The organism is Rhodobacter sp. JA431 (assembly GCF_900217725.1).
Classification (GTDB): domain Bacteria; phylum Pseudomonadota; class Alphaproteobacteria; order Rhodobacterales; family Rhodobacteraceae; genus Rhodobacter; species Rhodobacter aestuarii.
Window position 1 is genome coordinate 579,238 of the sequence record NZ_OBMP01000001.1, and the last position, 11,339, is coordinate 590,576.

The 11,339-nt window shown below is 61.7% G+C and carries 9 protein-coding genes; 5 read left to right on the plus strand and 4 right to left on the minus strand.

The genetic code is table 11. The features are described from left to right. Positions 1 to 68: 68 nt before the first annotated feature. Entirely contained in the window at positions 69 to 680 is a 612-nt protein-coding gene (locus tag CRO18_RS02475; RefSeq protein WP_097080931.1) for a holin-associated N-acetylmuramidase, read from the plus strand. After that, a complete protein-coding gene (locus CRO18_RS02480) occupies positions 671 to 1,162 on the plus strand; it encodes a holin family protein (protein ID WP_097080932.1) in 492 nt (163 codons plus the stop codon). The genes CRO18_RS02475 and CRO18_RS02480 overlap by 10 nt, the downstream gene beginning before the upstream one ends. Here the strand turns inward: CRO18_RS02480 and rocF are convergent. Together rocF and metG are read right to left on the minus strand one after the other, a co-directional pair. Continuing rightward, positions 1,159 to 2,082: an arginase gene (gene rocF, locus CRO18_RS02485; protein ID WP_097080933.1), complete on the minus strand. Its 924-nt coding sequence runs from the start codon at positions 2,080 to 2,082 to the stop codon at positions 1,159 to 1,161. The genes CRO18_RS02480 and rocF overlap by 4 nt on opposite strands. A 69-nt stretch (positions 2,083 to 2,151) precedes the next feature. Further along, positions 2,152 to 3,873 (minus strand): methionine--tRNA ligase, encoded by a 1,722-nt coding sequence (gene metG / locus CRO18_RS02490; protein ID WP_097080934.1) that lies wholly within the window; start codon positions 3,871 to 3,873, stop codon positions 2,152 to 2,154. 258 nt (positions 3,874 to 4,131) lie between these two features. On the opposite strand from metG, the gene CRO18_RS02495 reads away from it, so the two are divergent. After that, a complete protein-coding gene (locus CRO18_RS02495; protein ID WP_097080935.1) occupies positions 4,132 to 5,793 on the plus strand; it encodes an EAL domain-containing protein in 1,662 nt (553 codons plus the stop codon). 5 nt (positions 5,794 to 5,798) lie between these two features. On the opposite strand, the gene CRO18_RS02500 is transcribed toward CRO18_RS02495, so the two are convergent. Then, positions 5,799 to 6,251: a hypothetical protein gene (locus CRO18_RS02500; RefSeq protein WP_076485255.1), complete on the minus strand. Its 453-nt coding sequence runs from the start codon at positions 6,249 to 6,251 to the stop codon at positions 5,799 to 5,801. 148 nt (positions 6,252 to 6,399) lie between these two features. Here CRO18_RS02500 and CRO18_RS02505 point away from each other — a divergent pair, with 148 nt between their 5' ends. Then, positions 6,400 to 7,662, plus strand: a complete 1,263-nt coding sequence (locus tag CRO18_RS02505) for a glycerate kinase (RefSeq protein ID WP_097080936.1) — start codon at positions 6,400 to 6,402, stop codon at positions 7,660 to 7,662. Between the two features lie 116 nt (positions 7,663 to 7,778). Next, positions 7,779 to 9,401 carry an FAD-dependent oxidoreductase gene (locus CRO18_RS02510; RefSeq protein ID WP_097080937.1) on the plus strand — a complete coding sequence of 541 codons (1,623 nt, stop codon included), beginning with the start codon at positions 7,779 to 7,781 and terminating at the stop codon, positions 9,399 to 9,401. 50 nt (positions 9,402 to 9,451) lie between these two features. Here the strand turns inward: CRO18_RS02510 and CRO18_RS02515 are convergent, their stop codons facing one another. After that, entirely contained in the window at positions 9,452 to 11,311 is a 1,860-nt protein-coding gene (locus tag CRO18_RS02515; RefSeq protein WP_097080938.1) for a methyl-accepting chemotaxis protein, read from the minus strand. Positions 11,312 to 11,339: the final 28 nt, after the last annotated feature.

Sequence of the window (11,339 nt, forward strand, 5' to 3'; positions counted from 1 at the left end):
CACGCTGGCGCTGAACTCTTTTAACGGGTTTTAAGCACCCTTTCCCCTTACGCAAGAAGGGGAAAGCGATGAAAACCGTTGAACAGATTGCCCAAGAGATTGTTGCCCGCGAAGGCGGCTATGTGAACGACCCAGATGACCCCGGCGGGGCCACGAAATGGGGCGTGACGCTAGGCACATTGCAAGCGCTTGGGGTGGATTTGAACCATGACGGGGTGGTGAGCGCGGCGGATGTGAAGCTGCTCAGCCGCGCGCAAGCCGTGCAGATCTTCCTCCGCCATTACTATGAGCGGCCGCAAATCCAGCTCTTGCCCGAAGCGGTTCAAGCCTCGGTCTTTGACATGCAGGTGAATGCCGGCGCGAATGCGGTGCGCATCTTGCAAAAGCTTTTAAATGAGACCGGGCATACGGTCAGCGTGGATGGGGAAATTGGTCCGCAAACCGCCGCCGCCGCACATCAGGCTGCCGCCCCGGACCCGCCACTTTTTGCCGATGCCTACGGAATTGCGCGACGCAATTACTATTACGATCTGGCCGCACGCCGCCCCAAAAGCCGCAAATATGCCACCACGAAGCAGGGCCAAAAGGGCGGCTGGATTCGCCGCGCGGAAGAGTTCATCTCCCCCCGGTTTCATTTGAGCGAGGCCGAGCATCGCGCGAAGGTGGCGACATGGGGTTGATTGGCAAAGTTCTGGGCGGCCCCGCCGCCACAACCGCGCTTGGCGGGGCGGTGAGCAGCGTGGCCGAGGTGTTCACCCCCAATGCCACGAAAAAGATGGAAGCCGATGCCGCGGCCTATCTGGCGGCTTTGGATGAACACGGGGCGGAGTTTCAATTTGCAAGGCCGGGGCTTTTTGATCGGCTCGTGAACGGGCTCAACCGCCTGCCCCGGCCAATGCTCGCCTTGGGCACCTTGGGATTGTTTGTCTATGCGATGGTGGAGCCAGTGGGGTTCGCGCAGCGGATGGTGGGGCTCAATTATGTGCCAGAGCCGCTTTGGTGGCTTTTGGGCGCGATTGTCGGGTTCTACTTCGGCGCACGCGAGGCGCATTATTACCGCAACCGCACTCCGGTGCCGACCGATGCGCCGCAAACGGTTGCGGGCGCAGTCCCCACCGAAAACCCAGCACTGAAGGAGCTTTTGGCGCGAGACGGGCCTTAGAATTGTCGCGTGGGGCGATCAAACACTTTGCGGCCCATCAGCGAGGCGACCAACTCGACCATCAGGCGCGCGGTACGGCCCCGCTCATCCAAGAAGGGGTTCAACTCCACAAGGTCGAGCGAGGTCACAAGCCCGGATTCGTGCAAGAGTTCCATCACCAGATGGGCTTCGCGGAAGGTGGTGCCACCGGGCACGGTGGTGCCCACCGCAGGCGCGATGGAGGGGTCCAGAAAATCGACATCGAGCGAGACATGCAGCATCCCGTTTTCGGCCCGCACCCGGTCCAGAAAATCGCGCAAAGGCGCGCCAATACCGCGTTCATCCAGCACCCGCATATCGGCGATCTCGATCTCTTCGGGGATCAGCGCGGCATGTTCCTCTGGGTCCACCGAGCGGATGCCCAGCATACAAATCCGGTGCCCCGGCAGCGGCGCGGGGAACGGCGGGAACATCTCAAATCCCGTGCGCCCTGCGATATAAGCGACCGGCGTGCCGTGCAGATTGCCCGATTGCGTGGTGTCGGGGGTGTGAAAATCGGTATGCGCGTCGAGCCACAAAAGAAAGAGCGGGCGCCCAAAAGCCTGCGCCCGCGCGGCCATCCCCGCCACCGAACCGAGCGAGAGCGAATGATCTCCCCCTAAAAAGATCGGAAAGCCAAGCGCACCTGCCGCCTGCCCGACCTCGGCCAAAGTTTCGGTCCACCCCAAGGTTTCGGCCAAGTGATGCACGGCAGGGTTTGGGTGATCCATCGGCGGATGCGGCCGCGGCGCGACATCGCCGCGATCAATCACCCTATAGCCAAGCCCGGTGAGCGCCTCGGCCAGCCCCGCAACGCGGAAAGCGGCAGGCCCCATCAGGCAACCTGCCCGCTTTTGCCCGCTGTCCACAGGCGCCCCGATCAAGATGCAGGTTTGGCTCATGGCACTCTCCTTTGCGGCATAGCTAGGCGGGGGCTGGCCAAAGAAAAGGGGGGCAATGCCCCCCGATGCTTAGTCGCGCCGCCCCGCGAAGCGGTTGGCCCAGTCTTCGCGTTCGTCATCTGTCACTTTGCGGAACAGGTTTTCCGGCACGGTGAAGGCGTGGCCCGCGGGAAGCGTGCGGATCGCCGCGTCGAGATCTTCAGGCCAAGACCAATCTTCGCAATCGAGCGCGGTCATGATCGCTTGCGCCGCATCCGGGATGAAGGGGCGCGACAGCACCGCATAAAGCCGGATCAGGTTGAGCGCAAAAGCGATGATCCCGCGCGCGGCAGCCTCGTCGGTTTTGACCACGCTCCACGGCGCAGCGGCCTGCAGATATTCATTGCCCAGCACCCAAAGCGCGCGCAACTCTTCTGCCGAGCGACGCACTTGGATCGCATCCATCGCCTTTTCATAAGCCGCCAGCCCCTCGCGGAATTGCGCCAGCAGCGCCTCTTCGCGTTCGGTCAGCACAACTTCGGCGGGCACTTCGGTGCCGAATTTGGAATTACAGAATTTGGTGACGCGGCTCACAAGGTTGCCCAGAACGTCTGCCAAGTCTTTGTTCACGGAGGTTTGGAAGTTCTCCCAAGTGAACTCGCTGTCAGCACTTTCGGGCGCGTGGCTCAGCAGCCACCAGCGCCAGTAATCGGCCGGCAAGAGGCTCAGCGCCTGATCCATAAACACGCCGCGCCCGCGCGAGGTGGAGAATTGGCCGCCGTCATAGTTCAGGTAGTTGAACGATTTGATGTAATCGACCAGCTTCCAGTTTTCGCCCTCGGCGGCGTTCACACCAAGGATCGTGGCCGGGAAGCTCAGCGTATGGAACGGAACGTTATCCTTGCCCATGAACTGGGTGTAGGTCACGTCTTCGGCGCCCGCATCGGTACGCCACCAGCGCGCCCAATCGGTGCCGTCTTGCGCGCTGAGCTCTTGCGTGGCCGCGATATATTCGATCGGCGCATCGAACCACACATAGAAGACCTTGCCTTCCATGCCTTCCCAAGGCGCACCCTCAAATTGCGCGGGCACGCCCCAGCTCAGATCGCGGGTGATGCCGCGATCTTGCAGACCATCACCATCAAAGAGCCATTTCTTCGCAATCGAGGTCGTCAACACCGGCCAGTCGGCTTTGCTGTCGATCCAAGCGGCGAGTTTGTCCTTCATCGCCGATTGGCGCAGGAACAGATGCTTGGTTTCGCGCATCTCCAGATCGGTCGAGCCCGAAATCACCGAACGCGGGTCGATCAGGTCAACCGGGTCAAGCTGCTTGGTGCAGTTGTCGCATTGGTCGCCACGCGCCGAGTCGTAACCGCAGTTCGGGCAGGTGCCCTCGATATAGCGGTCCGGCAGGAAGCGGCCATCGGCCTTCGAATACATCTGCCGCTCGGTCACTTCGCGGATCAGGCCCTGCTCAGCCAGCACCTTCGCAAAATGCTGCGTCAGCGCGCGGTTTTGCGCGGAAGACGAGCGGCCAAAATGATCAAAACTCAGCCGAAAGCCCGCAGCAATCTCGGCCTGAACGTCGTGCATCTCGGCGCAATAATCCGCGACGGGCTTTTCCGCTTTTGCGGCGGCCAGTTCTGCGGGCGTGCCATGCTCATCCGTGGCGCAAATGAACATCACCTCGTTGCCGCGCCCACGCAGGTAGCGCGCGTAAAGATCGGCCGGCAGCTGGCTGCCCACAAGGTTACCAAGGTGCTTGATGCCGTTGATATAGGGAATCGCCGAGGTGATGAGATGCCGCGCCATGACCTTTTCCCGCTGTTTTGGCCCCGATAGGGCTAATTTTCCGATGGTTGCCGCCGTTTATCCTGCCTCCCCGCCTTAGGCCAGCCTCTTTTGGAGGCGAACAACGGCGAAAGGTGCCAAAAAGTTGACGCCTGCGTCAGTGTGACATCCATCACGAGGCTTTTGGGTGTTGCTTCAACGCGCGGATCAAGGCACAACCCTTGAGTGTATTGCAACGAGTGTGTCGGTCCCCTCCCCCGAAACTCTGACGGATTCGCAATGGACTTCTCTTGGCCCTTTCGCGGCGCGCCAACAGATGGCGTGATCGGCGTGGATGCCCATGGGCGCATCGATTATGCAAATCCTGCGGCAACAGCGATGTTTGGCTACGCCAAGGGCGCGCTTGTTGGGCGTATGATCGAGACACTGGTGCCGCAATGCAGCAGCGACCGCCACGCCAAACTGCGTAGCGCGCTGACGACAGCGGATCCGGAAAAGGCCGCGTCCGCCAAGCTGCGGCTTGTGCGGGCTCGCCACAGTGACGGGCATGATTTTCCGATGCAGCTCATGCTGCGGCGCAATGATAGCTCTGGGCGCTATTTCGTCTTTATGCTTCCGGTTGAGGAAGCCACGGGGCTTGGGCACCGTCCGGCGGGCTTACCGGGCGACCCGACACATCTGCCCGGCCCCGAGCGGTTGCGCAAAGATTTGGCCGATCTGCTTGCAGACCGCGCCGCCTGCGAAGGCTCGATCTGGGTGATCCTGACCGAGCTTGAGCAACTCGCCCAATACCGCGCCACGGAAGAAACCCGCCATGCGGAAATGCTAGCGCTGGCCTGCGCGACGCGCCTGCGCAGCGTGCAGGGGCGCCACATCCGGCTGTATCGCGCGGGTGAAAATCGGTTCGCCTTCCTCGTCGTGTTGCCGCGTCCGCATCAACCGCCCGAACGCGCCCTTGCCGCACTTGGCACCGCCTTGATGGAGCCGCTGCGCATTGGACCGAACCTTTTGCATCTGGATGCTGGTGTTGGCTATGCCTGCCGCCCCAATGACGGAATCGGTGCCGAGGCGCTGTTGGCCAATGCCGCGCTGGCGCTGCAAGCTTCGCTTGAAAATCGCAAAAGCCCGGTCGCCTATGACCACGGGCTGCGCAGTCAGGTGGAGCATCGCAACCGCGTGCTGTTGAACCTGCGCCACGCGATCGCACAAGATCAGTTTGAACTGCATTATCAACCGCAGGTCGATCTGGCGACGGGTGAGGTGGTCGCGCTGGAGGCGCTTTTGCGCTGGCGGCACCCCGATTGGGGGCTGTTGATGCCCGCCGATTTCATGGATGTGCTGGGCGACAGCGTCTTGTCTTTGCAGGTGGGCGAATGGGTGCTTCGTGAAGCCTGTCGGCAAGTCGCCGCATGGAACCGCGACCTTGCGCGCCCGCTGACCATTGCCGTGAACATCTTCCCCCGGCAGTTTGACCGCAAGATTTTGCCCGCGCTGGTCAGCACCGTGCTGAAGGAAACCGGGCTTCCCCCGAACCTGCTCGACATCGAAATCACCGAAGATACGGCGCTGGCCCATGTGTCTGACGCGGCGGAGACTTTGGCGGCGCTGCGCGTGCTGGGCGTTGGGCTGGTGCTTGATGATTTCGGCACGGGCTATGCGTCGCTTGCCTCTTTGGCGCGCCACCCGGTGCATAAGCTGAAAATCGACAAGAGCTTTGTCAGCGGCCTGACCAGAGGGCCGGCCTGCCGCGCGATTTTGGAATCGATGCAGCGGATGGCCGCCGCGCTTGGCATTGAAACCGTGGTTGAAGGCGTTGAAACCGAAGAAACTGCGGGCATGATGCGCGAGTTTGGTTTTGACATCGGTCAGGGCTATCTGTGGAGCCGCCCGCTGGATCGTGCCACCTGTGCCGTTGCACTGGGGCTGCCGACGCCGGGCTAAGGGGCTTAGAATAGCAATTTGTAGCTGTTGCCGCGCGTGTCACTCACCGTGCCTGTGCCGCTTTGCGTGCCCGAGCCCATGATGAAGCTGCCCTCAAGCCGGGTGCCATCTTTGCACACCGCATAGAACTCGCCCGAGTTGACGCCGCCCACATCGGAGGTGGCGTTGGTGTATTTACCGCCGATATTCTTGAGCCCGAGCGAGAAGCCTCGCTCATGGGTGGTGACGCGCGGCGCCACGCTTGTCCAAGTGCCGGTGCATTTGCTTTGCGCAGGCTTTGGCAAACGGAAGCTGATCTTGCCCGAGGTTTCGGTATCACTGCTTAGCGTCACCGGGATCACAAGCGCCGGGTTTTCCGCAGCAATCGGCCCCGCAAGCGGGTAAAGCCGCATGTCGTCACCGCCACAAGCCGCAAGAGCCAAGGGAATGAGGCAGGGGATCAAAGACGGCAGCTTCATCGGAACCTCATGCGTTCGGATCAGGCGCGGCACGGCGCGCGCGCAGACCGCTATTGAGGCGGAACACCCGCACCTGTCAAGGCGAAGGCGCGTGCATCTTGGCGCAGGGCCATCACGATGTTTAGAAGAGGGAAAGGGAGCCTTTCCTATGACCGATCCTGAAACCCTGTTGCGCGCGCTTTTTGATGCGGCGATTGCCTCGGCCCAACCCGCGCAATGCCTGCCGCCGTTTTTGCCGCCTTGGCCCGAACGGGGGCGGTTGGTGGTTTTGGGCGCGGGCAAAGCCTCGGCTGAAATGGCGCGGGTGGTTGAGGCGCATTACGGTCGCCCGCTGGAAGGGTTGGTGGTCACCCGCTACGGCCATGCAGTGCCCTGCCAAGGGATTGAGGTGGTTGAGGCCGCGCATCCGGTGCCCGATGTGGCGGGCGAAGAGGCCGCACGGCGGATGTTGGATTTGGCGCACAACCTAAGTGCAGATGACACGGTTTTATGCCTCATTTCGGGAGGCGGCTCTGCGCTTTTGCCCCTGCCCGCGCCGGGGCTCGACCTTGCACAAAAGCAAGAGATCAATCGCGCGCTTTTGAAAAGCGGCGCGACGATTGGTGAAATGAACACGGTGCGGCGGCATCTGTCCGCGATCAAAGGCGGGCGGCTTGCAGCGGCCTGCGCCCCCGCGCGGGTGATTACGTTGATGATCTCTGACGTGCCGGGCGATGCGCCCTGCATCATCGCCTCTGGCCCAACGGTGGGCGACGCCACCACCTGCGCCGATGCGCTGGAGGTGCTGGCGCGCTACGCGATCCCCTTGCCCGAGGGGCTACAAACGGCCCTTGCGGCGGGCGCATTGGAGAGTATCAAACCCGATGATCCGCGCCTTGCCCGCAACGCGGCGCATCTGATCGCCACGCCCCAAGCCGCGCTAGAGGCGGCGGCTCAGGTCGCCCGCGCAGCGGGTTTCCAAGCGCATATTTTGGGCGATGCGCTTGAGGGCGAGGCACGCGATGTGGCCAAAGTGATCGCGGCGATAACGGGCCAAGTTCTGCGCCACGGACAGCCCTTCCAAAGGCCATGTGTTTTGCTGTCTGGCGGCGAAACCACGGTGACGGTGCGTGGTTCTGGCAGCGGCGGGCGCAATGTGGAGTTTCTGCTCGCCCTCGCGCTCGCGCTGGAGGGGATGCCCGACGTTTACGCGCTGGCGGGCGATACCGATGGCGTTGATGGCGCAGCAGAGGTGGCGGGCGCGCTGATCAGCCCCGAAACGCTCGCACAAGCGCGTGCGCTTGGCCTATCCCCCCGCGCGATACTGGAGGCAAACGACGCGCACCCGTTCTTTGCGGCGCTTGGGGCGCAGGTGATCACGGGCCCCACCCTGACCAATGTGAACGATTTTAGGGCAGTGCTGATTTCGTGAGCGCCAACACCGCGCGGATGTTGGACAAAGCTGCCCTTACGGCATAGATAAGGGGCACCGGCGGCCCAGCATCCTTCCCTTATCGCTGCGGCGCAGCAACATGGAGGCATGAGCAGATGCGGGTAGTCGTTCTTGGGGGCGGTTTCGGCGGCATGTATACGGCCCGGGCGCTGCGGCGCACATTGGGGCGCAAGGCCGAGATTGAGATCATCAACGCGGAAAACTACTTCGTCTTCCAACCGCTTTTGCCGGAAGTGGGCGCGGGCTCGATTACCCCCGCCCATGCCGTGTCACCCTTGCGGTTCATCCTCAAGGGCGTCGCCGTGCGCAAAGCGGTGGTCGACAGCGTCGACTTTGACCGCAAGGTGGTCACCGTTTTCCAAGGCATTCAGCGCCGCCCGACCGAGGTGCCCTATGATCACTTGGTGATCGCGCTTGGCCAAGGCACCGATTTTTCGCGCATGCCGGGGCTCGAAGAACATGCGCTAAAAATGAAAACGCTCGAAGATGCCCGCCGCCTGCGCGAGCATGTGATTGAGCAGTTGGAACATGCGCAGGTGACCGCGCTGCCCGACACCAAACGCGGCGCGCTGACGTTTACCGTGGTGGGCGGCGGCTTCTCGGGTGTGGAAACCGTGGGCGAGATGAAAGAACTTATCGACCGCTCGCTGCCCTTCTACTCCAATATCGACCCGTCGGAAGTGCGGGTGCTGATGGTCGAATATGCGCCGCGTATCTTGAATGAGATGCCGCAAGAGCTGGCCGATTACGCAAGCGAGCATCTGAAGAAACACGGCATCGAACTGATGCTGAAAACCGGGGTGAAAAGCTGCACCCATCGCCAATTGGTGACGAGCGATGGCGAGGTGATCGACACGCGCACGATCGTCGCGACGATCGGCAACGCGCCGCTGCCGGTGGTGACGCGGATGGGCCTGCCGATGGACAAGGGCCGGATCATCGTGGACCGCAGCCTGAAAGTGCCGAGCCGCCCCGATGTTTGGGCTCTGGGCGATTGTGCGCTGATCCCGCTGAAAGAGGGCGCGGCTGATCGGCATGATTTTGCCCCGCCCACCGCGCAATTCGCGGTGCGTGAGGCGAAGCGCGTGGCGAAGAACATTGCCGCGACGATCAAGGGCAAGACGCCCGGGATCTTTGCCTATTCCTCGCGCGGCTCGCTTGCCTCGCTGGGCGCAAAACGTGGCGTGGCCGATCTGATGGGCCGCTCGGTCACGGGCTTCCCGGCGTGGTTTGTGTGGCGGTCTTACTATCTGGCGCTTTTGCCTGGGCTTGGCACCAAGATCCGCGTGATGATGAACTGGACGCTGGATCTGATCGGGGCGCGGTCTTTGGTGCAGTTGCGCACCTTCCGCAAACCGCCGATGCGCTATGTATATTACCGCGCGGGCGACCGGATTTACGAGATGGGCGACCGCTCGGATGGGTTCTACACGGTGATTTCGGGCGCGGTGGAAATGGAACGCCCCGATCCGGAAACCGGTGAAATGACCACCCGCATCATTGGCCCCGGCGATCATTTCGGCGAGCGGATCATTTTGGGCGCAACGCGGCGGCGCACCACGGTGCGCGCGAAAGAAGACACCAAGGTTTTGGTGATGAACCGCGCCGAATTCCTGATGCTAACGGAAGGGTTTGAGGCGTTCCGCGACTACTTCCGCCCCTATATGGATAAACACGGCGTCAACCTGCCAAGTGATGCGCCGAAATCAGACAGCTAAAACAAAAGCGCCCCGGGCAACCGGGGCGCTTTTATTTGATAGAGCGCGCATCAAGCTGCGTCTTGTCGGTCTACCTTGTGCACATCTTGCCAGCCGTGGAACCGGCTGACGAGGGCATTGAGTTCGGCCACCGAATGTTTGAGCGAATAGGTCGCGGCAGAGGTTTCTTCGAACATCGCGGCGTTTTGCTTGGTGGCGGCATCCAACATGCCGACGGCTTGGTTGACCTCTGAAATCCCGTCTTTTTGCGCGGTGGCCGAAGAGGCGAGCGCCTGCACCTGCTGAGAAATCGAGCCCACCGACCGGGTCACCGTTTCCATTGCCGTGCCGCTTTCGCGCACCGCGCCGACACCCTCTTTCACATGGCGGCTCGATTCAGAGATCAGCTCACCAATCTCATGCGCGGATTCCGCGGCGCGCTGCGCCAGCGCCCGCACTTCGGACGCCACTACCGCAAAGCCACGCCCAGATTCGCCCGCGCGCGCGGCCTCAACCCCGGCGTTCAGTGCCAGCAAATTGGTTTGGAAAGCGATGTCGTCGATCACGCCAATGATGCGCGTGATCGCCTCGGATGAGCTTTCAATCCGCATCATCACCTCTTCGGTGCGGCGGATCGTGGAAATGCTGGCCTCGGCTTGCTGCGCAGCGGTGCCGGTCAGATCACGCACCGCTTGGATGCCCGCAGTGGTATCCCCCACAAGCGTGTTCATCTGCGCCATGTTTTCAGAGGTTTGGTTGATCGAGGCCGCCGAATCCTCTGTCCGTTTGGACAGGTCTTCCAGCGCGCTGCTGATCGCGGAACTATCTGCACCAATGGTTGAAGCGGATTCCGAAATTTCGGCCACGATGCTCTTGAGCGACAGCACCGCTGCGTTGAAATCCATCCGCAGCTTCTTGTAGCTCTCGGCGAAGAATTCGTTGATCACGACATCCAAATTGCCATCGGCCAAAGAGCGCAGTGAGGCCGCCAGATGGTCCACCACCTGTTGCTGGGCTTCGCGTTCGGCCAGACGTTCCGCTTCAACCCGGGCACGTTCAGCCTCGCGCTGGCGGGTTTCTTCCATCCGCCGCTCGGCTTCCTCGATCTCGCTTTTCATCAGCTTTTGCTTCGCCTCAGCCTCGGCGCGGATCATCTGAGCTTGCTCTTGCTCGCTTTGATGCAGGCTTTCGGTCAGGCGCGCACGCTCGGCCAAGGCTGATTCGAGTGCTTCGACCGCAAGCAAAATCCGGTCGAGCTCAAAGCCGGTGCGCACCTCTTGCGGCAGTTCGGCGATGGTTTCCAACCGATCCGAGACGCAAACAACGGCGCGCGACACGCGCCGCGAAAGCACCATGGAAACAATGACCATGCCCAGCATCACAGAGGCGGCGAACAAGACCACGATCACAAGGTTCCACCCCGCGCGCGAAACGCTGGCCGCTTCACTTTTTGCAGCCGCTTCGCCCACGAGCGTATCGAAGTTGCCCAACCGCGCCTCGGCGGCGACGCGCGCTTTTTCGTAGGCTTGTAGTTGCGCCGGATCAGGCTCAGGCGCAGCCAGCAGAGCACTTGCCCGTTCATGCCACTGCGCAATCTCGGCGCCCAAAGCTGTCAGTTCTGGCTTGATTTGATTGGCAAAATCGTAAACAGCAAACCCTTCGAGATGGCTGTTCAACACAGCCTCTTGCGCGGCAAAGGCTTCAATCGCGCGATCCGAGGGACGGTCGAGCGCGATGCGCAAACCCTCTTCTGCTGCGCGAAAGTCGCTTTCAATTTGCACCGCATCATGAACCGCCGCGCGCGAAAGTTCAGACAGGCGCCGCAATTCGCCGCCCAGCGCATAGGCCTGCCAAGACAGGATTGCCACAATGATGCAGCCGAAAACGGTGAGCAGCATCACCGGAAGAAGCAAACGTTTGATCAGAGACATGGCGTATCGCTGTTCTAGAGAAGACTAA

Excerpts from the sequence above, each read along its gene's own strand:
- CRO18_RS02505 (WP_097080936.1), top strand. The coding sequence starts at position 6,400 with ATGACCGATCCTGAAACCCTGTTGCGCGCGCTTTTTGATGCGGCGATT.
- CRO18_RS02515 (WP_097080938.1), bottom strand. The coding sequence starts at position 11,311 with ATGTCTCTGATCAAACGTTTGCTTCTTCCGGTGATGCTGCTCACCGTT.
- CRO18_RS02475 (WP_097080931.1), top strand. The coding sequence starts at position 69 with ATGAAAACCGTTGAACAGATTGCCCAAGAGATTGTTGCCCGCGAAGGC.
- CRO18_RS02495 (WP_097080935.1), top strand. The coding sequence starts at position 4,132 with ATGGACTTCTCTTGGCCCTTTCGCGGCGCGCCAACAGATGGCGTGATC.
- CRO18_RS02500 (WP_076485255.1), bottom strand. The coding sequence starts at position 6,251 with ATGAAGCTGCCGTCTTTGATCCCCTGCCTCATTCCCTTGGCTCTTGCG.
- CRO18_RS02480 (WP_097080932.1), top strand. The coding sequence starts at position 671 with ATGGGGTTGATTGGCAAAGTTCTGGGCGGCCCCGCCGCCACAACCGCG.
- metG (WP_097080934.1), bottom strand. The coding sequence starts at position 3,873 with ATGGCGCGGCATCTCATCACCTCGGCGATTCCCTATATCAACGGCATC.
- rocF (WP_097080933.1), bottom strand. The coding sequence starts at position 2,082 with ATGAGCCAAACCTGCATCTTGATCGGGGCGCCTGTGGACAGCGGGCAA.
- CRO18_RS02510 (WP_097080937.1), top strand. The coding sequence starts at position 7,779 with ATGCGGGTAGTCGTTCTTGGGGGCGGTTTCGGCGGCATGTATACGGCC.